Origin of the sequence: Nostoc paludosum FACHB-159 (genome assembly GCF_014698835.1) — a bacterium.
Lineage (GTDB): Bacteria > Cyanobacteriota > Cyanobacteriia > Cyanobacteriales > Nostocaceae > Nostoc > Nostoc paludosum.
Map to the genome: position 1 here is coordinate 1 of NZ_JACJTU010000068.1, position 24,228 is coordinate 24,228.

The 24,228-nt window shown below is 40.3% G+C and carries 21 protein-coding genes; 14 read left to right on the top strand and 7 right to left on the bottom strand.

Annotated elements, in window-relative coordinates:
* The first annotated feature begins 680 nt into the window (after positions 1-680).
* Positions 681-1,622, top strand: a complete 942-nt coding sequence (locus H6H03_RS34840; protein WP_190959583.1) for an N-acetylmuramoyl-L-alanine amidase — start codon at positions 681-683, stop codon at positions 1,620-1,622.
* 135 nt (positions 1,623-1,757) lie between these two features.
* On the opposite strand, the gene H6H03_RS34845 is transcribed toward H6H03_RS34840, so the two are convergent.
* A complete protein-coding gene (locus tag H6H03_RS34845; protein ID WP_190959584.1) occupies positions 1,758-2,342 on the bottom strand; it encodes a hypothetical protein in 585 nt (194 codons plus the stop codon).
* Between the two features lie 697 nt (positions 2,343-3,039).
* On the opposite strand from H6H03_RS34845, the gene H6H03_RS34850 reads away from it, so the two are divergent.
* Positions 3,040-3,348 (top strand): hypothetical protein, encoded by a 309-nt coding sequence (locus tag H6H03_RS34850; RefSeq protein WP_190959585.1) that lies wholly within the window; start codon positions 3,040-3,042, stop codon positions 3,346-3,348.
* A 142-nt stretch (positions 3,349-3,490) separates the two neighbouring features.
* Here H6H03_RS34850 and H6H03_RS34855 read toward each other — a convergent pair whose 3' ends face one another.
* Positions 3,491-3,661 carry a hypothetical protein gene (locus H6H03_RS34855; protein WP_190959586.1) on the bottom strand — a complete coding sequence of 57 codons (171 nt, stop codon included), beginning with the start codon at positions 3,659-3,661 and terminating at the stop codon, positions 3,491-3,493.
* A gap of 424 nt (positions 3,662-4,085) precedes the next feature.
* Between H6H03_RS34855 and H6H03_RS34860 the strand changes: the two genes are divergently transcribed.
* Positions 4,086-4,514, top strand: coding sequence for a glycine-rich domain-containing protein (locus H6H03_RS34860; RefSeq protein WP_190959587.1), 429 nt, complete (start codon positions 4,086-4,088; stop codon positions 4,512-4,514).
* A gap of 49 nt (positions 4,515-4,563) precedes the next feature.
* Here the strand turns inward: H6H03_RS34860 and H6H03_RS34865 are convergent, their stop codons facing one another.
* Complete coding sequence (locus H6H03_RS34865) at positions 4,564-6,870, bottom strand: NB-ARC domain-containing protein (protein WP_242058131.1); 2,307 nt, start codon at positions 6,868-6,870, stop codon at positions 4,564-4,566.
* 587 nt (positions 6,871-7,457) lie between these two features.
* Between H6H03_RS34865 and H6H03_RS34870 the strand changes: the two genes are divergently transcribed.
* Positions 7,458-10,055 carry a pre-peptidase C-terminal domain-containing protein gene (locus H6H03_RS34870; protein WP_190959589.1) on the top strand — a complete coding sequence of 866 codons (2,598 nt, stop codon included), beginning with the start codon at positions 7,458-7,460 and terminating at the stop codon, positions 10,053-10,055.
* 117 nt (positions 10,056-10,172) lie between these two features.
* Here the strand turns inward: H6H03_RS34870 and H6H03_RS41635 are convergent, their stop codons facing one another.
* Positions 10,173-10,301, bottom strand: a complete 129-nt coding sequence (locus H6H03_RS41635; protein WP_277926225.1) for a hypothetical protein — start codon at positions 10,299-10,301, stop codon at positions 10,173-10,175.
* Between the two features lie 35 nt (positions 10,302-10,336).
* Between H6H03_RS41635 and H6H03_RS34875 the strand changes: the two genes are divergently transcribed.
* From H6H03_RS34875 to H6H03_RS34910, 8 genes are all read left to right on the top strand, one after another.
* Positions 10,337-11,416 carry a 50S ribosomal protein L11 methyltransferase gene (locus H6H03_RS34875; RefSeq protein WP_190959590.1) on the top strand — a complete coding sequence of 360 codons (1,080 nt, stop codon included), beginning with the start codon at positions 10,337-10,339 and terminating at the stop codon, positions 11,414-11,416.
* 264 nt (positions 11,417-11,680) lie between these two features.
* Positions 11,681-13,120, top strand: coding sequence for an iron-containing redox enzyme family protein (locus tag H6H03_RS34880; RefSeq protein WP_190959591.1), 1,440 nt, complete (start codon positions 11,681-11,683; stop codon positions 13,118-13,120).
* The gene (locus H6H03_RS34885) at positions 13,108-13,434 is read left to right on the top strand and encodes a Rieske 2Fe-2S domain-containing protein (protein WP_190959592.1); all 327 of its coding nucleotides are present in this window, start codon (positions 13,108-13,110) and stop codon (positions 13,432-13,434) included. Before H6H03_RS34880 ends, H6H03_RS34885 begins: the two co-directional genes overlap by 13 nt.
* Before the next feature lie 146 nt (positions 13,435-13,580).
* A complete protein-coding gene (locus H6H03_RS34890; protein WP_190959593.1) occupies positions 13,581-14,561 on the top strand; it encodes an alpha/beta fold hydrolase in 981 nt (326 codons plus the stop codon).
* A gap of 90 nt (positions 14,562-14,651) precedes the next feature.
* On the top strand, positions 14,652-15,923 hold the full coding sequence (locus H6H03_RS34895) for an APC family permease (protein ID WP_190959594.1): 1,272 nt from the start codon (positions 14,652-14,654) through the stop codon (positions 15,921-15,923).
* Between the two features lie 330 nt (positions 15,924-16,253).
* A complete protein-coding gene (locus H6H03_RS34900; protein ID WP_190959595.1) occupies positions 16,254-17,012 on the top strand; it encodes a M24 family metallopeptidase in 759 nt (252 codons plus the stop codon).
* A gap of 132 nt (positions 17,013-17,144) precedes the next feature.
* Complete coding sequence (locus H6H03_RS34905) at positions 17,145-17,783, top strand: DNA-3-methyladenine glycosylase family protein (protein WP_190959596.1); 639 nt, start codon at positions 17,145-17,147, stop codon at positions 17,781-17,783.
* Positions 17,784-17,868: 85 nt separating this feature from the next.
* Positions 17,869-18,147, top strand: a complete 279-nt coding sequence (locus H6H03_RS34910) for a Precorrin-3B methylase (RefSeq protein ID WP_190959597.1) — start codon at positions 17,869-17,871, stop codon at positions 18,145-18,147.
* A 165-nt stretch (positions 18,148-18,312) separates the two neighbouring features.
* On the opposite strand, the gene H6H03_RS34915 is transcribed toward H6H03_RS34910, so the two are convergent.
* Positions 18,313-18,771: a DUF3592 domain-containing protein gene (locus H6H03_RS34915; protein ID WP_190959598.1), complete on the bottom strand. Its 459-nt coding sequence runs from the start codon at positions 18,769-18,771 to the stop codon at positions 18,313-18,315.
* A gap of 241 nt (positions 18,772-19,012) precedes the next feature.
* On the opposite strand from H6H03_RS34915, the gene H6H03_RS34920 reads away from it, so the two are divergent.
* Complete coding sequence (locus H6H03_RS34920; RefSeq protein WP_190959599.1) at positions 19,013-21,274, top strand: family 10 glycosylhydrolase; 2,262 nt, start codon at positions 19,013-19,015, stop codon at positions 21,272-21,274.
* 125 nt (positions 21,275-21,399) lie between these two features.
* Here H6H03_RS34920 and H6H03_RS34925 read toward each other — a convergent pair whose 3' ends face one another.
* Together H6H03_RS34925 and H6H03_RS34930 are read right to left on the bottom strand one after the other, a co-directional pair.
* Positions 21,400-22,209, bottom strand: coding sequence for an SGNH/GDSL hydrolase family protein (locus H6H03_RS34925; protein ID WP_242058132.1), 810 nt, complete (start codon positions 22,207-22,209; stop codon positions 21,400-21,402).
* Between the two features lie 356 nt (positions 22,210-22,565).
* The gene (locus tag H6H03_RS34930; RefSeq protein ID WP_190959601.1) at positions 22,566-23,078 is read right to left on the bottom strand and encodes a GNAT family N-acetyltransferase; all 513 of its coding nucleotides are present in this window, start codon (positions 23,076-23,078) and stop codon (positions 22,566-22,568) included.
* Positions 23,079-23,350: 272 nt separating this feature from the next.
* Here H6H03_RS34930 and H6H03_RS34935 point away from each other — a divergent pair, with 272 nt between their 5' ends.
* Positions 23,351-24,193, top strand: coding sequence for a 2-isopropylmalate synthase (locus H6H03_RS34935; protein WP_190959602.1), 843 nt, complete (start codon positions 23,351-23,353; stop codon positions 24,191-24,193).
* Positions 24,194-24,228: the final 35 nt, after the last annotated feature.

Here is a 24,228-nt window from a genome sequence, read left to right on the forward strand (position 1 = left end):
ACTATCACTAACTATATCAAACCCTTATGACTCCGTTTTTACGAAGATATCAAAGTTTTGTCTAAAAGCTTTGAACAGTCTGGCTTTGGAGTTTTCGGACAAGTCTAATAGAATTCTGGCAAGTCTCAACAGATAACCTTTGTGCCTAAATCTTAGTCTATAACTATTACAAAAGTATAAAATTTATCACGTCTTGCTGAAGACTATCAAGAATTATGTGTTAAGCTGCTCAGTGGTTAACACAAAGGCAAGGGTAGAGCGAAGTAAGGCGCATTTGCATCTAAGGCAGCACATCTTTTCGTGTTGCCTGTTGACAGCATGATTCAACTAGGTACATTTGTCATAGCTTTCTACTTTTACCAAGCGTTATTATCTGAATAATGGGGGTAATTGCTGCATTTAATTTTATTGCAAGAATTAGTGGGTTATTCTCGATTTTGATAAATTATGAGGGTTGTGTTGTTTTGTAGCAATTTTTCTTTCTGCAATTACTGGCTCTTACCGCAAAAAATCTTTGATGATGCTTGCCTTAAAAATTTATTTTTATGGCAGTATATTAATTATTAAAATAATGCGATCGTTGCCAAAAAATACTTTAAAAACAAGTATGAATAAAGTTTTTTCTTTATAATTTTAAGAGTTTTGACTAGTGTAAAAAGAAGTCACTTGAGGATGGAATCATGAAATTTGGAATTGATAGCGGGCACAATTGTCCACCAGACACGGGAGCAAGAGGAATCAAAATTGAGGATAATTTAACTCTGGATGTCGGTAATAGAGTGATAACCAAGTTAAGAGCTTTAGGGCATGAAGTTGTAGTATGTAAACCAAGTAGTGCAAGTACAGTACGGGAATCTCTATCAAAAAGATGTGCAACAGCTAACGCCAGTAGAGTAGATGTTTATGTCTCGATTCATTTTAATTCTTTCAACGGGCAAGCTAATGGAACAGAAGTATTTGCCACTAGCGATACAGGTAGAAAAATCGCGAAACCTGTATTAGATGAAATTATAAAATTGGGATTTTTTAATCGTGGTGTTAAGAGTGGTTCTCACTTGTTTGTTCTGAAAAATACGGATATGCCGGCGATTCTGGTAGAGTGTTGCTTTCTCGATTCGGCAAAAGATATGAATCTTTTTAATCCCGAAGCAATGGCAAATGCGATCGTCAAAGGCTTAACTGGTAAAGTGCCAAGTAACCCAGTTCCCCCGGTGCCAGATGAAGAAGAAAATGTAGATGATACTATTAAGAGGCTGCAACAAGCCCTAAATCGCCTAAAAATAACTGATGCAAATGGTAAAACATTAGTAGAAGATGGTATAACCGGGGCGAATACAAAATCTGCCACACAAAAATTCCAGAATATTATCGGAGTGCAGCCAACTGGAATTCCTGACAAAACTACATGGAATGCCATCAATGTAATTTTGGCAAAACGAATTATCCGACTAAACCATGCTGGTGGTGAAGTTGTCAGATACTTGCAATACCGTATGGGTATTGAAATTGATGGCGTTTACGGGCCACAAACCGAAGCTGCAATCAAGAACTTTCAAAGGCAAAATGGTTTAGATGCCGATGGCATTGTTGGGCCTGCTAGTTGGCAGAAATTGATTGGTTAGACTAAAGCTGTTTGAAGTGTAAAGTATGAAGAATGAAGACAGCAGACAGAAGGCTATCAATGAAAATGAAAAACAAATAAGACTTGATGTTTTGTAGTTCATACTTCATACTTCATGCTTCAGCTTTGAGTCGGATTAGCCACGGTTTCGTTCTAGCAGTAGCATCATCATTAAACTTAACAAAATTTGTTGCTCTTGGCGATCGCTAAGTCGATCTACAGCTTTGATGATAAATTTTCTAGACAGGAAAGTGGGGATTTTCTCCAAACGCATCACAACCGTACCATCATCTCGGCTGACCAAATAAACTGGATTAAAAACATAACCAGTGAACATACCTACAATTGGGATTTCTGCAAAGAGGGCATCAGCAATTTTCACCCACGGATTTTTCTCCTGAATGTTCAAAGTAGTCGTGTCGCCATCAAAAATGTCATAACGCGCACGCCAGAGAGATTTTAATCCGCGTCGTTTTACTGAACCAATGTAATTACCGTTGCTATCGGTAAAGTCATAGCGTGCCGAGAAGTCAATAATGCGATCTGCTTTGATGTAGTATAAAGGACGAGTTTGCTCAGTATCAGCAAAGATTGTAATTGCTTCCTTGAGCTTGAAAAGTTTCTGTTTGACATAGAAAGCCAAATTTCCTTGAGTATCAACAACAGATATTTGTGGTGCTAATGCCCAGAATTTGAAGGTGAGTTCCAGAGGGTACTGCATAGTTTTGGGTAATACAAGAAAATTATCACCCTATTAATCCCAATTTGAGGGAAAAAGTAACATTAAGGTTCTGGATAGTATTCGCTACTATATCCCGGCTAACAGCTGAGTTTGGGGATATCTTAAGTGCAATAGAGTTTGGCTGAAATCTTAAAAATTATTAAGTAACCAGGGCGTAGGAAGCCACCTATGCTGCTGACAGGAATTTGTTCAACTTGACAAGGTTTACGTTTGATGGATATCAATCGCCCTTGATCGCAGATAATTCCCTATCGCTCTGGTGCTTTTTTGGCGGTGAAGTTTCGCCAAAAGTATAAAAGTAAAGGGCTTTACAAGCCTATAACAGTTTTTTCTGGTTTATTGTATAATGGTACACATTTTAGCTATTTTAATTTTTAATTGCGTTCAGTACGATAGCACATGTACTACCAACTACGTGTTGCATTCTCATCACAACTGCGATCGCTGCTGATACTAAGTTGCAATCATACATAGTATTTCTACCTCTATCTCCTCTGCTCCCCTGTTCCCCTGCCCCCCTGCCTTAAAAGCGTTCGCGTAGCGTCCCGCAGGGATGGGATATTTATTTGGAAATCCTTTATTCTCCTTGTCCCCTTGTCTTTCTTTCCTGTTAGGTTATGGATTATCTTCAGTTACAATCAAAGTCGAGTCAACCAAAAATTATCCGAATTTGAGCATGAATCTAAGTGATATCGGACAAAAGATAGCTGGGTTTATAAAAATTGTATCTATCGTTTTAATCACTGGTGCAATAGGGTTAGAATTAGGCAAAATTTGTGGTTTATTAAATACTAATGAAATTCCTAATAATCTCACTCCCATTTTTGCCATAGCCAGGTTTGCATTAATAGCTCATCTATTTGAAGGAATAGTAGCAGCTATTTATGCCGGCGCAAAAAATAAACTGCCATTTCAATATGGGATTTATACTTTTTTTGTAGGTACGGTTGGTTTAGTGGAATTATTTAGACAAGAAAATAGATAGTTTTAATTACTACGTAAAAATTATACCAATTCTGTATGTTGGTATTAAGGAAATTATCTGTTAAGGAAGGCAGGGGGAGAAAAAAGTGCAAGTCGGGAGACTTGACGCCAGTCGCTCATGGGGAAACCCCCAACGCGCTGCTTTACCTCCTAACTGTATCTGCTGGTTGTCTGTCTGTTAACAATTCTTGTCGTCTTTGATGACCACAATCTACTCGAAACACCGTTACAAAGTCATTGTCTTTGTGGCTTAATCCGAGTTCATAAGGTATTTTCAAATGCACATTTCCTTTGGGAAAGAATCTCTGTGCCACCTGCGCTTTCGTTTCTGGAATGGATGACTATTCTTGTGGATACAGAGGTAAGGTATATGCTTGATTATTGATGGCAATGAACCAAATTGGATTCCGATATTACATAAAAATGCTGTTGGGGATTGATAAATAATATGATGTCCGCTTGATTACTTACTAAACCCTAAAAACCCCGCCCCGCCAAAGCGACCCTTTGTTTACCCTCCCCGCGTGCTGAGAGGGAATTAAGGGGTGGGTTGCAATGACTATGGAAATCATAACTAATTACCCGGACATGATATAAATACAAGTTTGATTGTTGAGGTTTAACAATCAAAATTTCTTGCAAATTGATTAATTCCTCAGAGGAACAAAAACTATGGATCTGGTCAATTTTTTAAATAAAGTGAATAAACTTGATTGGAAATCAATTGCAGACAAACTCATGTTATCTGAAAATGGTGGCTGGACAGCCCTACAAACAGAAGTGGCGATCGCACATTATAAAATGTTCTTGTGCCTTCACTTCCTTTTTCCGAGTATGGAACTGATTCCTACTAAAGAAGTTGACGCAGTTTGGCACACCCATATTTTACTAGATACCTATCAATACATTCAGGATTGTCATGATTTATATGGCTATATTTTGCATCATCGCTCTTCTCTGGGTAATAGCAACGAGTCTGAATGCCATCAAGACATAGGTTTTCTTCTAACTCAAGCTTTGTTCGATAAACTTTTTGAATCAGGTATTTGGAAAAATATAAATTCTCAGATTGCACCCTATGAGAGTTTGCCTATGTGTTCCAACCCTTCAATAGAAAAGAGTGCGTGTCTTATCTTACCCAAAAAGCAGCTATTGACTATTAACTAAAAAAAGCTGACTTTTGACAGGACGTTATGAAGAGAGTGGTTTGCAAACATCATCCTGTGAAAAGTTGGCTATAAAAAAAGCGCATTTCTTGAGCTTCTGGTATCATCATTAAGCTATCAAAACCCTCTGCTGCTTCTTTTGCCCAACGTTGAGCTTGAGCCAAATTCCCTGATAATTTTTCTAATCTGGCAAATGTCGCTTTATGAAAAGCAATAGAACGTCGATCTTTATGTCTTTCTGCCATTGGAAAGCTTAAGGCCAATATTTGTCTTGCTTGGTCTATATTTCCTAGTTTAAGGTAAATATCTGCTAACCAGTTTTGGATAGCTGCGATCGCTCTTTGCCATCCTAACGCCTGAGCTTGTTCTAATGCTTTATGGAAGACGGCCTGAGCCTGTTGATAATTATCATTTTTGAAATATATTTGTCCTTGATAATAAAGAATATGAACTTGTTGTACCTGGGATTCTAAATCTGATAACGAAGCTTGCTCTAAAAGTTTTTGTTCTTTTGTGAGCCACTTTTGAGCGATCGCTAATTGTTGCTGATGAATATGCAGGATAACCATATTTCTTGCTAACTCTAACTGAAATGTTATGGTTTGATGGTGGCGTAAATTCCAAGCTTCTTTTAAAAGTGCTTCTGCTTGTTGCAGTTGACTCACCTGACGCATATTCAGCAATGTACTAGCGCGATCGCTCATTACCTCTAACGCAAAAGACCAATCACCAACTTGTTTGGCGGTTTCAATTAACCAACCTGTCCAGTCTAAACGCTCATCCCAGTAGCCTCGGATGTGAATATAGCCTTTGAGGTGTCGCCACATTGCTCGCACCTCAGAGTACATAGCTTGACTAATACACCATTCAAGAACAGTTCTGAGATTTTCCCACTCTACTTCCAAATATCCATACCCAAGATGCCATTCCTTCCAATTAGTGCCTCCGTATGCCTCTGAAAATCGTAGATACCAATTTACCCATCGCTCCCTTAACTTTTGGGCAAACTCATTATGAACAGCTAATTCTGCTAAGACATATTCACGGGTTAGCTCAAGTAAACCGTAGCGTTCTTGCTGCTGATAGACCAGAGAAAGTTGCTGCAATTTAGCCAATCCCTGAGATATGGCGATCGGGTTGGCTTGCTCAAAAGCTACTTGAGCAACAGTATCTCTAGTGACAGGCTGCACAAAGACAGCCAGCGTCATCAGTAAATAGTGGGCAGGTGTACCTCTCAAGGGAGTGACACAGCCTGCAAAACAAAAACCAGCAACATCCCCATCAGGTTGCTTAATTTGTAATAGTACATCTTGAAGCAAATAACCTGCTGCCATCTGACCAATAGCGTAAATAATCGCAGCAGGAACTCCGCTCACTCCCTCAAAAAGTAGCTGAGATTGCTCAGCACTTAAGTTTAAATTCTTCTCTTTGGCTTCGTGTTGAATCAGGCGCAAACCATGTTCTTTAGGAAGACAATCTAAGCGAATGGGCACAAACAAAGCTTGTTCGCGAGTAGTAACAATCACTTTGACAGTAGGCGGTAAATCATAAAGGAAGGAAAGAACTTCCTGTTTATTCTCAATAGTTTCTAGATTATCGACAATTAGTAAGGTTTTGGTTTGAGATAATTTCTGCCGAATTAGCTCGATTTGTTCTTGATAGGGTAAATTGGTGATTTCCAAAAAATCCAGAGTGTAAGCGATTTCTCGACAGATATCCCGCAAGGTGCGCTGAAAAGTTAATCGTGGCAGCAAACCATTGGGAGTGAGATGATTCTGTTTGGCAGAAGTAAAGATAATAGCTTCAAAGGTAGGAATACTCACAATTAGAAGATTTCCATGCTTGCTGGCCTCCAAACAACGATAAGCTACCTCCACTACTAAAGTTGTTTTACCTACACCACCAATGCCATCCACACTAATCAAATGGGCAGAATGCTGAGAATCTAAAAGTTCCATCAGCCGAGCAATTTCTTGGCTGCGACCAACGAAAGCTCTACATTCTCGTGCTGGTAAATTTTGTAAAACAGAGGGTTTGTGCTTAGCTGAGGTAGAATTATCCTCCACTTCCGAATGCAGAATATTAGCTAGCTGAGTATTTACTGAAAGTTGCCTTGCCTGTTCTTCTAATTGCTGCCATTTTTCTAACTTGTTAATCAGAAAAATTCTCAGTCGATTTTCCTTGCCTCGACTATTACCAATAATATTAAACTTTTTATAAATCTGACCCATCCGCTTCAAACATGCATCTGGAGACGTGTGCAGATACTCAGCTATACGTTCGTATTTCTCATTGTCTCCCATCCGCATTAAAAAAACTTGCTCTTGCTCTGGAGACAGTTCATGCTCGTAAGCCATCTGACTTAAAAAATTACGTGGGAACATTACTCAAAAAAATTTGCTGTTCATATTCTAGTGTACTGGCAGCTTTAAGTATTTTTCGGAGGTTTTCGGAAATATTTTCCGAGTATTAATACTTGCTTTCAGAAAAATAAAGAGTTATTGTGTTGTATATACGGAAGTTAAGGAACAAGAAATAGTGTAAAGAACTATTACGCTACTCTTGGCATCATCCTGGTGAATAACATCAGATTTTGTGTTCCGATCCCGTAGACTGACCAGAATTGAAGATTTAGCAAAGAGCTGAGTGTAGGACAGTTGTTAAAGTTTGTCGCAAAAATTTTTGCGCTCTTTGATTACTAACGCTCTAGTCTTTCTAATAACTAAATTAGCGGTCTGCCATGCAGATATTAATGGCTGGCAGAAGCAGGGGAAGAAAAAAAATTACTGTTCAGTAATTCTTCATTCTCCAACTTCTGCTGTGGCTTTAAATTCTCCAACTTGCCTTACCCGACAAATTTTGGTTAATCAAGTACTACCCAGTGCTGATGAACGAATGACTTCGATTCATACAAATAACATTCATCAAATGTCAAAGGAAAAATATGGCAAAGGTAAAATCTCGATTAGAAGCGGCTCTGGAATTAGAGCAACAAGCACTTCAAGCATCAAAACCTAGTTCGATAAAAGGGCAAGTAAAGACTGTCACAGAAATCACCAATTCAACAAACACCGTAGTTGGTACATCTGACAATGATTCCCTTCTAGGAACTAATAATCGAGACGAAATTTCTGGATTAGGTGGCAATGACACCATTGTGGTTCTCGGTGGCAATGATACAGCCAATGGAGGTAATGGTGATGACCTCGTTCTTGCAGGAACTGGTGACGATTTAGTGAATGGAGATGCAGGAAATGACCTTTTAATCGGTGGTACAGGAAAAGACACGCTTGCTGGTGGTGCAGATAGCGACATTATTATCGGTGAAGAGGGTAATGATAACCTCTTCGGTGATGATGGAAATGATACTATCATTGGCGACTTCACCAGTGAGGAAGGATCGGGAAACGACACTCTAAGAGGAGGTCTAGGAGATGATAAATTGTTTGGCGGTAATGGTAACGACCAACTGTTTGGTGACAACGGCAATGACCAACTAAACGGAGATATCGGGAATGATACTCTCGATGGTGGAAGTGGTGGCGATACTGTTTTTGGTGGGACTGGTAATGACGTTGTTAGAGGTGATGTTGGTAATGACGTTGTGATTGGTGGGGGTAACAATGACTCTTTGTCTGGTGGCTTAGGTAGTGACCGTTTGATTGGCGTCGATCCTTTTTTGCCAAATTTAAATTTTGGTAAAGGTGAGATCGATCGCCTGACTGGGAATCAAAATGACGATATATTTATCCTGGGCCAGGTATTAAATAACAAAAATATCGTTTTTTACGATAATGGTAATCCTAAATCTTTAGGAACTAAAGACTACGCTCTAATTACAGACTTTGGATTAGTTAACAACAACCTCAATCGTGGTGTAGACAAAATCCAATTATCAGGTTCATCTAAAAATTATTCTTTAGGTTCATCTCCCACGGGATTGCCATCTGGTACAGCAATATTTTTTAACGATTCTTCCACACAAGAACTAATTGCTATTTTAGAGGGTATATCATCTTCTGATGTCAGCTTGACTAATCCAGACCAATTCAGTTTTGTCAAAGCTCCCATTGCTCTGAGTAATTTGGGTAGTACCCCTATTATCCGCAATGCTACTCTCACCGCAACAGACTCTAGTGACGTTTTTGTCTTCAATACCACAAGTCTTGGTAATATCAACCTAGCCTTGACCAATATCGGTGCTGGCGATGATATCGATATTCAACTTTTTCGAGACGACGGTGATGGTATTTTTGAACCAACATCAGGTGATGCATACATTTCAGCAGGGCCTCGACCAGGTAATCAGGATGAGTCAATTACTGTAGCCAGTCAACCAGCAGGCACTTATTTTGTAGAAGTCAGTCGTTTCGATCTAGGCAGTTTCGGTGATGCCTCTTACCGTTTATCCTTGTCTAATACCCGCGTTAGCAACCTTCTACCCATTGAATTCCGCGTCGGCAACTTATCAGCTAGTCAAACTTTCGTTGGTAATATAGGCAATAGTGACACTGCTGATGTTTATGCATTCTCTCTGGACAAGTTTGAAGGAACCAACATCAATTTGACTCCACAAGGTGGTAATGCTGATATCCGACTGATTCAAGATGTGAATGGAAATCGCATCGTTGACCCAGGGGATGTACTCCTAAGTTCGACAAATCTTGGTACTCAGACTGATAGTATTCGAGTGGACGCTGCTGGTAACTACTTACTCCAAGTTTATCAAGGTGGTGCTGACTCCACCAAATATAATCTTGCTTTCGATTACTTCACCACACCGGGTGCTGTACCGACTCAGGGAGAAATAAAGAATCTCATAACTCTCGGTAACTTGGGAAAAACCCCGGTTATCAGCGATGGTACTTTGACTTCAACAGATCCTCAAGACATTTTTGTGTTCGATACTGAAAGTCTTGGTAATATCAACCTCGCTTTGACTAATATCAGTGCAGGAGATAATGCTAATATCCGACTTTTTCGAGACGATGGCGACAAGGCATTTGAACCAGACACCGATGATGTATTCGTTTCAATAGCTGCTCGCAGAACCAATGTTGATGACTCAATTAATGTTAGTGATTTAGTTGCAGGTACATATTTTGCAGAAGTTAGTCGTTCTGCTCAAGATAGTTTAGGTGATGTTTCTTACCGTTTATCGTTGTCTACTGCTAATCCCAGTAATCTGCTATTGAATGAAATTCCTTTAGGAAACCTGTCAAGCAGCCTAACCATCAACGCTAACATCAGCAACAATGACACCTCTGATATTTTTGCTTTCTCTGTTGACAGTTTTGAAGCTACCGATATTGTTCTAAATCCAGTAGACGGTAATGTTGATATTCGATTGATTGTAGACCAAAATGGAAATCGCATTGTAGATAACAACGATGTCATTTTAGGGTCTACAAATCCTGGTACTCAGACTGATAGTATTCGAGTGAATACTCCTGGTAACTACTTTTTGCAAGCTTATCAGGTTAATGGCGACCCCACCAACTATACCCTTTCCTTCGACTACTCCACTACTCAAGTGCTGTAATAGTACAGGCTGGCGGCTAAGTGTAGATAGCTTTGAAGAATTTTCAGAAATTAACCAGACTTGGTATTGCACCATCTGTGCCAAATTTAGGCAGTTCAGGAAGTAATAGCAATAATACTAGATACTTGCGATCGCATCAGACAAAAAGCGATCTGCCATTTGTAGCTTGCTTCCTAAAGGTATAAGTACCTGAGACAGAATACAAGCAAGAAAATTCTGGTGGCTGATTCCTGAATTCTGTTTCATTACCGATAAAAAATTTAATTAGTAGGTCAAAAAATATGACTTTATCTGTTGTCAAAAAACACCAAAAAGTCGATTTAGAAATCGAAACAGTTGACACGTTACAGTTACAACAACAGAGCCTGATACCTCTTGCCCTCTTACAGCAAATGTCAGAGGATATGGAAAAGATTTTTGTCTTTGATAAATCGAAGATAAATGTTGGGTTCAGTCAGGTTTATCGAAAACTGATTCCACGCTGGCACTTTGCTATGCTCAATGATGTGGAACGCAATAAAGCATTTGAAACAGCCATCAAACATGTCATACGTCCAAATTGCACAGTGCTAGACATAGGAGCCGGTTCGGGATTATTGGCGATGATGGCTGCTCGTCATGGAGCTAGTTGTGTGACATCCTGTGAAATGATGCAACCAATCGCACATATAGCTAATCAAATTATTGCTCTCAATGGATTTGAAGACCAGATTAAAATTGTCCCGAAAAAGTCAGATAATCTTGTCCTTGGTCTAGATTTAGCTCAACGAGCGGATGTTTTAATTACTGAAACTGTTGATTGTGGGCTTGTCGGTGAAGGTATATTGCCAACCATTCGTCACGCTCGGCAAGCATTGTTGACTCCAGATGCGACGATTATTCCAGCTAAGGCAGTGGTTAAATTTAGCTTGTTAGAAAGCAGTTTAGTACATAATCTGAATGTTGTATCCGACGCAGCTAACTTTGATGTTTCGCCATTCAATATCTTCTCTACAGCCGGGTATTTTCCAGTAAGGCTGTGGATTTGGCCGCATCGGTTGTTAAGTAAACCGACCACAGCATTTGAATTCGATTTCCGAGTCGATCCGCTGAAATCGCGTCAGAAACAAATATCTGTAGAAGTTGAACACAAGGGGACTGTTCATGGTGTTGTTTTTTGGTTTGAGTTGGATTTAGGTAATGGAGTTATTTTGAGCAATGCAGTAGATAACGAAAAATCACACTGGATGCAAGCCGTCCAATGTTTTGAAAAACCGATGATTGTTGAACAGGGCGAACTGTTGAAATTAACAGTTCGACAAACTGATACCAATATCGACTTTCAAATGACCAAAGCATTAGGAAATAAGAGGAAGTTTTAAAAGAGGAATACTGTTGTAAAACAAAGCTACCAGGCTAAAACTTAAAATTACAGCAGAATTTAGAATTAGAATCAGCTCTATATCTAGCTTTGAAAGCCAGATAGCGTGCTTGGTTAAATCTGCTGTAATATTCCAGCCTCCTTGTGTAGATAGTGATTATTCGGATCGCATCTGTAATCACTTCAATTTTTAAAATATCCTCTGATTTGCTTGTTTCTTAACTCAATGAAACTGTTAATGATTGTTAAATAGGTAAGGTACATCATGCAAACAAAAACTAGATTTTCACAAGATACTTCTGCTGCTCTAAACATTAACGACTATGATTTTTTCAAGTCATGTTTAATTGAGTATGGCAAATGCAATCTCTTTAAGGATACAGAGGAATGGTTGCTGGAAGACAATCCTTATCGTCGAACCTTGCGACCGCATATTTTCCATCACTTGGACTTTTCAAAACCTCTAAATCTCAATAATTTGCTGACTTACAATAGTTTGACTGCTAATCGAACATTACTAACTGTGTATGAAAGCAATTTTGTATTCCTGCCAAAACATGATTTTGTTCAGAAACGCCAAGATTTTGAAAAATTTTATGACCAAAAAATTCTGACTCTGGGTCATATTATCCGACCTTGGTTAGAACGCTACATTTTCTCATTTCTTGATAGTGAAATATCTGTGACTGGTAATTGGGGTACTGCTGCTGTTGAGGAGTATTTCCAAGAATATATTGAAACTGTCAAGAAAACACAAACTAATCAGGTAATGGAAACCATCGAAGGTTCCACAGATCCAGTCCACGCTGCCAAAACTTTTTTGATCCAATTAGCTGGTGATTTCCTAGTAGAATCTTCAGCCATGTCTAGGAATATTTTGGGTTACTATGGCTCTCTACAATCAGAGCTATTTAAGGTTGTGATTGATGAATACGGCTATGGTGTTCATCAGACAAAGCATAGCAAGTTATTTGAAGAAACACTTCTTAGCGTTGGGTTGGAATCGACACCACATAGTTATTGGCAGTTCTATTTAACATCTTCGCTGATGTTAAATAATTACTTCAATTACATCTGCACTGACCACTCGAAATTCTTCCGCTATTTAGGAGCTATTTTTTACGCAGAAACTACTTTCATCAAATTCTGCGAATTGACTGCTAAAACAATGAAGAAAATCTTTGGTTCGACCATTAATAACCGCTATTTTCTGGAACATGTCCATATCGATCGCCATCACAGTCGAATGGTGCTGGACAAAATGATTAAACCAGCGATCGCCACTTATGGCGAAGGAATAATTCCTGATATTGTGCGGGGTTTTGAGGAAGCCAAACTCATATCCGAAATTGCCGATCGAGATTTTATCGACCAGGTGCATTGGGCTGACGACGGACTTAAGTACAAAGCCTTAGCATTACCGGTCTATCAGAAAATTCAAGATGGTAGCATCAATCCGAAGATGCAGCAGTTTATTGAGCCTCGCGGTGAGTTGTCGGTTACTCACGTTCATGATGGTGATGAGCTTTGTTACATTCAGTCTGGTGTGATGAAGTTCGTTACTGGTGACGATCGCTATACAATACTCAATGCTGGCGAAGGTACGGTGATTCAGCATAATCGACTCCACGGAGCCATCATTGAATCCGAAGAATGCGTGTACAACATCTATTCAATCGGAGACTATCAAAAATGCCTATCATAAAATTTGATCCGCATCAATCAAATTTTTTGATTCACGGTGATCGCCGTTTCTTCCTCATCTCCTTGGACAATAGCGCATTCTTAGTGACAGATAATTGTCCTCATCGAGGTGGGCCGCTACATTTAGGGTACTTTAATTGTCAAAAAAGTGCGATCGTTTGCCCTTGGCATAACTCGGCTGTCTCCGTTCAACGCCTACAGCAACATGCTATGCCCTTGGTCTGGCGTAACGATGTTGCAATAGCCGTTATACCTAAAGCAGAGTCAACGCCGATTGTGTTCAAACACCCTGTTCATACTGTAGGGGGCGGCTGAGTGGGTGTAGTGACCTCTTTTAACTAACTGAAAGTCTTGCAAGGGTGGGCCAAAAAGCCCGCCCAATTCCAGCAAATTAAATGCGCGATATTACGATTTCTAGCAGCAAAAAAACTAAATGTATGCCAAACTTTTGCAGGAGTATTATGCAAATATTTAATTTGCGAAAATCTTTGTTAGCCTTTTTTTTAGTGGGAATATTGGCAAGTTTTATAATTGTTAATGCTCCTACAAATCAGGTGTCTGCAACAGATATTCCCAGACCTTTTGTAAAGAATGTCGCCAAAAATCAATTATCTGCAACAGATATTCCCACACTTTATGTAAAGAGTGATGGACATAATTTTGCGTATCGAATACTCGGCACCGGTAGTCCACTACTGCTCATTCAAAGACTCAGAGGTACGATGGATGACTGGGATCCTTTATTTTTGGAACGTCTAGCACAAAACCATCAAGTGATTCTCTTCAACAATACGGGCATTAGTTCCTCTAATGGAAAAGTTGCTTCTACAATCACAGACATGGCTGTTGATGCAGAACATTTCGTAAAAGCGCTGGGATACGAACAAGTAGATATTCTCGGTTGGTCGCTTGGTGGAATGGTGGCTCAGACGATGGCTATTAAATATCCAAAACTCATACGTCGCGTGGTTTTAGTAGCATCTACACCACCTGGAAATCCGGAATTTGTACCTGTATCTCAAGCATTTAAAGATATTGCTGTCAAAGAAAATTATACGGATGAGGATCATTTAAAGATGTTCTTTGCTAACTCTAACAGTAGTAGGAAACTAGGTTTAGAATCTCTGCAAAGAATCAAAAAGAGGACAACAGATATTGAGCCACTCGTAAATACGGATAGTTGGAAAACACAGTTTTCTGCCGCCATTGGCTGGTTTGAGAACAAAGAAAACTATTTCAACAAACTAAAACTAATACAACAACCTATTCTGATTGCTACAGGAAGGTATGATATTGCACTACCAATACAAAATTCTTATGTATTGGAACGTGAAATTCCTCAGGCGCAATTAATGATTTACCCAGACTCCGCTCATGGTTTTCATCATCAGTTACCCATAGACTTTGGAGATGCTGTAAATAATTTTTTGGCACAAAAATAAAGGCACGGGTATTAGGGAAGGGGAGAGAAAAAGCTTAACCCAAGCGTATTGGGATACCAACATTAAGAGATTGAAAAGGGGGAAAATAAAATGACTGGGCTGGCAAAAACATTGACAGTTGGTCAGGCTATTGGTTTAGCTATTACTACTGTCGTCGGTAGTGGTTTGCTTGTGCTGCCTGGAATTGCTTATCAACAAGTTGGTGGCGCTGCTGTTTACGCTTGGCTATTGAACGCTTTATTGGTTGTGCCATTACTTATAATCTTTGCCTACTTGGGTGCAAATTTTCCTAGTGCTGGGGGTGTTGCTGGATTTGTGCAGGCAGCATTCTCACGACCGATCGCCGCAGCTACCGAAGCCTTACTGTTGGGTACATTTTTGATGGGTGGCCCGGCGATCGCAGTTACAGGCGGAAACTACTTTGCAGCAGCAGTAGGGGGAGGACGATTGAGTACGCTGTTTGCCTCCCTGGCAATCATTAGTTTTGCAGGTTATGTGAATTACCAAGGCGTTAAGATGTCGGGCCGCGTTCAGCAGTTTTTAGCTTTCTTCCTTGTCGGACTGCTAGCCAGTGTGGCAATAGCCACTTTAGTATTTGGCAATATGAATGTGGGGACAGGTATCGTTCCTTTATCACAGTTAAGTACCACGTTTCCTGTTTTAGCAACTCTTTTTTTTGCTTTCACTGGCTTTGAGATGCTGTCGTTCACATCTGAAGAATATCGCAATCCCAAACGCGATTTTCCTGTTGCTGTTGGTGTGAGCTTTATTATTGTTGTGGCACTTTACATCACAATTGCTCTAGCTGTTCAGTTCACCCTGCCACCTAACGACACAAGTTTAGCAACTGCACCAATTGTGGCGATGCTCACCTCCATATTTGGAAAGACAAGCGGTCAGATAGTCGCTTTGATTGGAGTGGTCATCGTTACCACAAATCTGATTGGGGGAAGTTGGGCATCGTCTCGTCTGGTGTTTGCCTCTGCGCGTGAAGGATTACTACCGGAATGGCTGAGTCAAATTGAACCGCATTCTCAAATACCACGTGTAGCAGTTGCTTGGACAATGTTCGCTTTTGCGATCGCTACTATAATAAATTTCCTTGGTATACTGCCCTTGAGCCTTCTGTTTGGGTTAGCAGGGCAAGGGTTTTTTGCCGTGAATGCCCTAAGCGTTATTGCCTACCTCAAGCTGACTCGAAAGTGGTGGCAGAAACTAGTTGGTGGCTTTACCTTGATTCTCGTCGTTGCAATTATGGGCACCTTTAGCTGGGGCTTGGTGTTTGTACTCGGTCTGATGCTTTTGGGCTTCATGGGCAATAAGGTACGCCAGAACTCAGTAATAAGTAGTCGAGCAAAATAAGGGACTTTCAAATAAAAAAATAATCTATCGTTTTGGAGAGTAGGGGTAGCAGGGGAGTATGTCACGAATAGGGTGTTGGGGGTGGCTGAGTGGGTGTAGGGAAGACGGTATTGGTCGGGGCTTGGAACCCCCACCAATACAATCGTCTTGAAAAGATGGGGTGTATGTTTCCCACGAAGAGTGTTCGGGCTGTTTCTTCCCCCACACCCCACACCCCGCCTCAACGCAGCGGGGCTTGGTCAATATTCTAGAGATGCGATTAATCGCATCTCTACCCATTCCCTATACCTTTTTCCAACTAGGTCTGAAAAGCTTAATGAGGTATCATTAGTGATTCACCAAGATAATTATAATTCTTTGTATGCTGAGTCCATCTTGGTAGAGCAGCTAATTTGCGCTCGGAATCGCGGTCTGTTGCTTATTGAGCAGATTATCAAATCTGAACTAGTAAAACCTGGATCTCAAACTAGAACAATTCAAAAGGCGATTCACGAATTAATTGCACAAGTGCTGTGTCCACCAGGCAAGAAACCGCGATTCTGGCATAAACAGATATTGCGTGTAGGTGAAGATACCATTAATCCTTATAGTGTGAAGATTACAAATAATGTAATTAAATCAGGGGATATAGCTTTTTTTGACCTGGGTATTGCTCTTTGTATGGATGTGGATTCCTCTGTTCATGTAGAAGTGGATCTTGGACGTACCATAATTGTGCCAGGAACAAATATTGACCCTGATAAATTGAGGATATGCAATGATTGTGAGCGTCTGTTTCTCGAAGGCAAAGCTTATTATTTACAAAATCGGGATATGACTGGCAAGGAACTGTACGAATATATGCAATATCAGGCCGAGCAAAACGGTTGGAAGTTGAGTTCACAACCGCATTCAGGTCATTTAATTGGGCTTTTCCCCCATGAAAAAATACTTGGAGATACTAAATTTGACTATATCTGTCCAGAAAACATTAGACCGATGAGCGCTCCTGATAATTTTGGTAATCACCGACATTGGATACTTGAAACACACTTAGTTCATCCTAAAAATCTATTTGGAGCTTTTTACGAAGATTTGCTGAGTTTATAATGATAGCTGGGGTAAATGTTGCACTATTGTGTCATAGGACAAAAGACCTTAAGAAAACTTAATTAGTAATTGCTAAAAGTCTGTAGGCGCACTCTGCATTTTGGTATTGCTCGATTGTTATTTCACGGAAGAATGGATTACTCAATTGCAATTCAGACACTCAAACACTCAGATCCAATATTGGCAAAAGTCATAGAAATAGTAGGAGATTGCAAACTTTATCAAGTGCAACAAACTGGAGACTTGCTATTTTCACTTTCTCGGTCAATCCTTTATCAGCAAATATCTGGCAAGGCTGCTGCTGCCATCCACAGTAGATTTTTACAGCTTTATCCTCATAACCCTTTGCCAACAGCTTTAGATATTCTCAATACCCCAGATGATGTTTTGCGAAGTGTAGGTATTTCAAAACCCAAAGTTTTGTATTTAAAAGATTTAGCTCAAAAAGTTATAGATGGATTGCCTACCTTGGATGAATTGCAGGTAATGGATGATGAAGTTATTATTCAGACTTTAACACCAATCAAAGGTATTGGGCGTTGGACAGTTCAAATGTTACTGATGTTTCGTTTACATCGACTGGATGTTCTACCTGTAGATGATTTAGGTATTCGTGCAGGGATTCGCAGAGTTTATAGTTTAGCAGAATTACCCAACAAAAAAACTGTAGAGGATTTAGGACAAATGTGGAAACCTTACCGCACGATTGCTTGTTGGTATCTCTGGCGAAGTCTGGAGGTAGAAAAAACTCCAACAGAAATTAAAAATTAGGCGTTGCTGATTGAAAATATGAATTTGTCTCACACAGAGCCGCCTGACTCGCTAGGATGGCATTAGAAATGTATGGTATTTGAGTATGACCAAGCAAGATACTCCACTTACCGGAGATGAGCTGATTAAAGAAGTCTGTCGGCGGATTAGAGTAGCTCGCAGTTATTGGGATGCTCACAACAATGCTGCTTGTCGGGGCGAACGCGATCGCGCCTTAGCCCTTTACAACACCCTCAGCAAAGAACAAAAAGAACAAATTCCCCAAGTGTTGCGGGTGTGGTTGCGTTACCGCAGTGAGAAATACTTTGGCGCACACCGAACGCCGCCAAAATCACCACGAAAATCAAAAAAGCCTAATTCTTAGTAATATTATGTACGTTTAAAGGGCGTTGCTGATTGAAAATATGAATTTGTCTCACGCAAAGTCGCAAAGGCGCAAAGGTACAAAGAAAAGGAAAGGTAATTTTGGCATTTCATATTCTGATTCAGCAACGCCGTTTAAAGACTTATCAAATTACTAAATTTTCGGTTACTCACCTGAAGACCAGCGTACAGGCAAAAATGCGCCCAGGCTACAAACAACAGCTAATCCACCCATACCAAACATACCCCAAGGTACTAAGCCTTCAAGGGAATTCACTACACGCGCAGTCTTTATCGGTTGTTTAGGATCGTAACGTACTACCACCATCTTGCCGTTGCTGGAGCGATAAGACTCATAACTGCCTGTCAAGCGAGTGCGTTCGCCGTTGGCTAGAAACTCGATAACTGGTGCATAGGTTTCTTTTTCTTGATTGTTCTGACTGCTGCGATCGCGACGACTAATGCTGTCTACCACGGTACCCCGTGTTTCCTTTAGCGTTGCAATTTCGTGCGCGATTATGTTACGTACCCAAAAACCGCCCCCAATAAACAGCAGTCCAAGGAACAGCCCAATACCTGCGCTTAGTTTCTCGTCAAAAGTACTTTGGTGAGGTTTGAAATTCATGGGTTTAAGGATACCACAACATTAACAATTCAAAATTCAAAACAGTCATCACTCAACAGTCATCGTTTTTATTTGTTACAGTTCCCCTACATTTGAAACATTTTTTTCTGGCACTACTAACCTTATAACTGCGTCAACTATGTTGCTGCTAAATTGCTGTATCAGTTTTCCTGGTGTAGCAATTTAACATTTATATGGAATGGAATGTAACCAATTAACCGACGTTGAGTAAATAGAAGTAATGACAACTCAGTTTTGGGAAAAAAGCAGAGAAATTAATGCGACTCTAAATAATTTACTATTTAAACCTGTTAACAGACGGGTACTGCTAAGTCTAAGTAAGCTTGGTGTAGCGTCGTCTTTGATGAAACGAGCTTGGTGGCTTTTAAAAAAGCGTCTGCTGCCATTATTGTGCCTAATATCATTCTTTGCAGTATTGCAACTCAACAGCTTTGCCCCTGCTGTTGCCCAACTACCTCGCCAAGAAATTCGGGGCGTGTGGCTCAGTGGTAACGATTTTAGCGTTTTTAGAAATCGCTCACAAGTCCAAGATGCCATGAGCCAACTGCGAAAGTTAAACTTTAATACTGTTTATCCGGTAGTCTGGAATGACGGTTATACACAATACCCCAGCGCCATCATGCAGAAAAAGGGTATTCCTTTTTTCTTCAAGGGAACAGAGGGACAAGATGTCATTGCAGACATTATTAGTCAAGCCCGCAGCCAAGGGTTACTAGCAATACCCTGGTTTGAATTTGGTTTCATGGTTCCTCTAACTTCAGAACTGGCATCACAGCATCCAGATTGGCTAACACAAAAGCAGGATGGGACTCAAACTTCAATTAGTGCTGCCGGTGAAGTAGCGTGGTTGAATCCCTTTCACCCCCAAGTGCAAAACTTTATCCGCGAACTCGTGATGGAAGTAATTACGAAATACAATGCTGATGGCGTTCAATTTGACGACCATACGAGTTTACCTGTAGATTTTGGTTACGATAAGTACACGATTAGTCTATATACTCAAGAAACGGGGAATCCTCCTCCATCCAATCCCCAAGCCCAAGCATGGATAAAATGGCGGGCAGATAAAATTACTGCCTTCATGGTAGACCTCTATCAAAGTGTGAAAGCTCAAAAACCGAATGCTATCTTCTCGGTTGCTCCCAATTACTATGATTTTGCTTACAAACTGCAACTGCAAGACTGGCTCAACTGGGTAAGGTTGGGTATTGTTGATGAGTTGGTTATGCAGGTATACCGTAATGATTTAGAAAGTTTTATCGGTCAAATTACCCGCCCAGAAATTTTAGAAACTCAACAAGTCATCCCAACTGGTATCGGGATTATGGCGGGGTTACGAAATCGCCCAGTTTCCATAGCACAAATCCAATCTCAGGTAGTAGCAGCCCAACAGCGCGGCTTAGGTATCGGCTTTTTCTACTATGAAAGCCTTTGGGATATCGCACCTGAACCAGCACCCCAACGCCAGTCGGCATTTGCGGCTCTTTTTCCTAATTCAGCATTGCGCGACATCTCCCAAAATACACCCCGCGAGCCAACTTTTAACACCGTATCCCTACCTTTATATCCAAAGCCTTCCCTTGGCCAGCGCGTTCGCGGCTATTTTCTGGAGGTGGCGATCGCCAATGGTCAACCAAAACGTGTTTTATTAGATACAGGCTCAGCAGGGTTAAGAGTTCCCCAAGAGTTTTTAGGCAATTCTCCCATCCAAAGAACAGGCCAAACTATCAAGGAGGAATTAAGTGATGGTACTGTCTTAGAAGGCGAATTAGTTTATACTAATGTCCGGTTTGGTTTGATTCCCACCGCAGAACCCGTTCCCGTACAGGTTGTTACTAGTCGCCAATGTATCCCCCAAAAACCCAATTGTTCAGCAAAAAGTGGTGCGCCATTTTCCGGTGTTATTGGCGTCAACTATTTTGAAAAGTCACTTCCCTATAACCCGTTGAGAAAATTACCAGGCAATTTAAGTAACGGATTTATTGTCGTGGGAAATGGTGCTACTAACAAAAATGGCAGCCTAATTCTTGGTTTAACTCCCCAGAATCAAGCAGGTTTCAAAATGGCCTCTTGGACTCAACAACCCGAAATTAATGGTGTACCTGGTAGCAGATGGGACTCTCGGCTGGGCAAAGTTTGTTTAACTCTAGCTGGGAGTTCTGCCAAAAATTCTTGTAATGCCATAGCGATCGCTGATACTGGAACTATTAATGGTTTAACTGAATTCAAGTCAGCTTCTACAGCAGGAAAACTCAAACCAGGAGTGCTGGGTTCAGCAAATACTGTGAAAGTAGCAATGAATGGCATTTTTGATTACAGCCTCAAACCAGGAAACCGCGACGGATTTAATCGCTGGAATTTGAGTATCTCACCACAATTACAAACGAGTATATTTGTCAATCCTGGAATTGCATTTTTTGATAAATACGATGTACTCTTCGACCAAGTTAATGGAAAACAAGGTTTTCGCAGTCGGCGGTAAAGCGATCGCGCGATGACTGCATCTGCTGACACTGGCTAGCTAAGGTTAACTTTCCCTGCAAGTGCAGATTTATCAAAACAGAATTCAAGAGCGGAACGTCTTTAGCTCCACTCCTGAATTCTTGTTCAAGGAACCAATTCAGAACGAATTATCCCTGCTTCTTGAATGGTTGTAAAAGCATTTTCTCCTATAATGCGATGAGCCGCAGTTGTGGGATGAATACCATCCCAGAACAAAAAATGCTCTGGATTATTACAGATACTAGAGCCAGATACACAGGAACCGATGACATTTGTAAAACCAAATGCTGCTGGATTTGTTATTGCATCTCGGTATAAGCTGTTAGCATCTAAAGTCGCAATCTGAAGCTGGGGATTTTGTTGAATCAATACCTTGAGTGAGCGTCTTAAGCTTTGATTATGTGCTTGTGTTAATGCACTCAAATTCACAGAATTAGTAGTGTTTCTCGTCGCAGGTAGCTGTCCCAAATCTGGTAAATTGGCTAACAAAATCTTTCGGACACCTATATCAGTTAGCAAGTTAATTGCACTAATCAGATTGTTTACAGGAACAGTTGCATTGCTTACCCCTTGCAAATAATCATTTGCCCCTGCCCATAAAACATATAAACCATCCGAATTGGCCTTTTTATATGTTTGGGTAAACGACTGCACTTGGTTGAGTAAACTAGGTACATAACTGTTGCTAGTACTGCCAGTGGTTGCTCCTCCGTAAGCAAAATTGTTAGTTTGTTTAGGAGAAAAATGCAAGCGATCGCTTAGATACTCAATCCACACTCGACCATTGGAGTAACGCCCCTGAAAATAAGTTGCATTAGGTGGATACATTCTTCCTGTGGCTTGGAATACCATTCCTGTATCTGAAAGACTGTCGCCGAATATATACATTCCCGTGACAGTATGAGTTTTATCCATAAATTCTCTTTGCACAACCATAGTCAAAATTAAAAGGGCAAGCCCTGTTATTAAAAGCCAGTTTTTTCTTCGCATCAAACTTTTCTGTAAAGCTTAAGACCTACAGTTTTTACTGCCAGCCTTAGAACCTCTTGTTGATATTTCTCACTATGAGTAAGGATTGAGCTTGCAATTAACACTCCTCTAAGCTAACAAGCAGTTATTTTCGCTGCTGACTCAAACCGAATACTTTATGGTGTGGATTTTGCCAATTGTCTTGAGCAAATCCCTCACCAAAACATTGCTGAGTCCTGAGTAGGGGCGTAAATCCGTGACCTGTGCGTAAGTCCTGAAATATAATGAAAAATCCCAAATTATCATTTGGCCATCTCACTTTGATGATGCCAATTTGCTCGGCTCAGACGATAAACAAAGCACTCATCGTCGCCAAATCTCCGATGTTCGAGAAATTGGAAGCCAAGACGTTCATAAAAGCGGTGGGCGCGAGTATTACTAGCCAGAGGATCGATGAATATAGCCGTCACAGATGAGTCTGCAAAACATCGGGTAATTGCTAACTGCATCATTTTCGTTCCATACCCTTTGCCCAAATCGGTCTCTTCTCCAATCCAGATATCAATGGCGCGAATATTTTCCGTGACATCACCCCAATACTTGCTCTCCTCATGTGCTGGATCGATGATCTGGATAAATCCGATAGGACGACCATCAATTTCAGCAATTAATTGCTCTCTCCAATCGGGAGTGCGTTCAAGTTCCACTTCCCATCCCCAGTCGTCGTTAGGATCTGAGGAAATCACATGAGGTTTCTCATCCCAGTATCGCAACAAATCCAAATCAGCAGAGGTAGCGGGGCGTAGATTAATCACAACTTTTTTCAACGTTAAACTTGCTATAGTTTAGATCCTAATTTTTGCATAATGCTTCTGATAAAACAGTATCGATTTTCTCTGGCTCGCCGCTCATAGGATAATTAGCGATCGCTAAAGCCAAAGCTTGGGCTTTCCCTTCCATCGTCTCAACGCTTTGAATATCTTTGATAGCTTGAGATAATACTTCTGAAGCTTTATTTTTATTAGCATCTTTAGCGGATATTTCTTAAAATTGTATTTGATGTTAGCGATCGCTTTCTCTAGTCAATATGTCAATAAATAATAACAAAGTAATTATTTTTGATACCACTATGCGTGATGGAGAATTGACGCCTGGTGTCAAAATGAATTTGCAACAAAAAATTACAATCTCCCAATTGCTCGAAGAAATGGGAGTAGATATTATTGAAGTTGGTTATCCAGGAAGTTATCAAAAAGATTTTGATGAAGTCTTTCAGATTTCTCAAATAATTAAAAATTCTACTATTTGTGGGCTAGCGAGTTCAAACCCAAATGAAATAACGGCTGTTGCTGAAGCAATTAAACCAGCTATCAAAGGTAGAATTCACACTTATACTCCGGTAAATCTGAAAAATCAATCTAAATTAAGTCAAGAAGAAGTATTAGCAACAATCTTTGATTGTGTATCTTTAGCACGCAATTACTGTGACGATGTAGAATGGAGTGCTTTTGATGCTCCTAGAAGTGAGCCTGATTTTTTGTGTAAATCTATTGAAACTGCAATAAAAAGTGGTGCCACGACTATTAGCATTCCTGATAGTTTAGGTCTAGCATCGCCAAAAGAGTTTTCGCAACTTCTACAAATGATTTTTAATCGAGTGCCCAATATTAATGAAGTTGTAGTTTCAGTACACTGTCACGATGACTTGAGCATGGCGGTAGATAATTCACTCATCGCTTTAAGTTGTGGTGTGAGGCAAATTGAATGTGCAATTAATGGTTTGGGCGCGAGGAAAGGTAATGCAGATTTGGCGAAAGTTGTAACAGAGGTTTTAAAACAAGGTAATTATCAACTTGAAATTAACACTTCGTTAATGAGTAAAGCAGCAGAGCTTATTTTTGAAATAACTGGGATTGCAAAAGCAAAATAGTTTTTGTATGGTGTGTTACCCCAAAGGCGTAACGC

Bases quoted from the DNA above. Each gene is read 5' to 3' on its own strand.
- H6H03_RS34840 (WP_190959583.1), top strand. From the start codon at position 681: ATGAAATTTGGAATTGATAGCGGGCACAATTGTCCACCAGACACGGGA.
- H6H03_RS34845 (WP_190959584.1), bottom strand. From the start codon at position 2,342: ATGCAGTACCCTCTGGAACTCACCTTCAAATTCTGGGCATTAGCACCA.
- H6H03_RS34850 (WP_190959585.1), top strand. From the start codon at position 3,040: ATGAATCTAAGTGATATCGGACAAAAGATAGCTGGGTTTATAAAAATT.
- H6H03_RS34860 (WP_190959587.1), top strand. From the start codon at position 4,086: ATGTTATCTGAAAATGGTGGCTGGACAGCCCTACAAACAGAAGTGGCG.
- H6H03_RS34865 (WP_242058131.1), bottom strand. From the start codon at position 6,870: ATGGCTTACGAGCATGAACTGTCTCCAGAGCAAGAGCAAGTTTTTTTA.
- H6H03_RS34870 (WP_190959589.1), top strand. From the start codon at position 7,458: ATGGCAAAGGTAAAATCTCGATTAGAAGCGGCTCTGGAATTAGAGCAA.
- H6H03_RS41635 (WP_277926225.1), bottom strand. From the start codon at position 10,301: ATGAAACAGAATTCAGGAATCAGCCACCAGAATTTTCTTGCTTGTATT.
- H6H03_RS34875 (WP_190959590.1), top strand. From the start codon at position 10,337: ATGACTTTATCTGTTGTCAAAAAACACCAAAAAGTCGATTTAGAAATC.
- H6H03_RS34880 (WP_190959591.1), top strand. From the start codon at position 11,681: ATGCAAACAAAAACTAGATTTTCACAAGATACTTCTGCTGCTCTAAAC.
- H6H03_RS34885 (WP_190959592.1), top strand. From the start codon at position 13,108: ATGCCTATCATAAAATTTGATCCGCATCAATCAAATTTTTTGATTCAC.
- H6H03_RS34890 (WP_190959593.1), top strand. From the start codon at position 13,581: ATGCAAATATTTAATTTGCGAAAATCTTTGTTAGCCTTTTTTTTAGTG.
- H6H03_RS34895 (WP_190959594.1), top strand. From the start codon at position 14,652: ATGACTGGGCTGGCAAAAACATTGACAGTTGGTCAGGCTATTGGTTTA.
- H6H03_RS34905 (WP_190959596.1), top strand. From the start codon at position 17,145: ATGGATTACTCAATTGCAATTCAGACACTCAAACACTCAGATCCAATA.
- H6H03_RS34910 (WP_190959597.1), top strand. From the start codon at position 17,869: ATGACCAAGCAAGATACTCCACTTACCGGAGATGAGCTGATTAAAGAA.
- H6H03_RS34915 (WP_190959598.1), bottom strand. From the start codon at position 18,771: ATGAATTTCAAACCTCACCAAAGTACTTTTGACGAGAAACTAAGCGCA.
- H6H03_RS34920 (WP_190959599.1), top strand. From the start codon at position 19,013: ATGACAACTCAGTTTTGGGAAAAAAGCAGAGAAATTAATGCGACTCTA.
- H6H03_RS34925 (WP_242058132.1), bottom strand. From the start codon at position 22,209: ATGGATAAAACTCATACTGTCACGGGAATGTATATATTCGGCGACAGT.
- H6H03_RS34935 (WP_190959602.1), top strand. From the start codon at position 23,351: ATGTCAATAAATAATAACAAAGTAATTATTTTTGATACCACTATGCGT.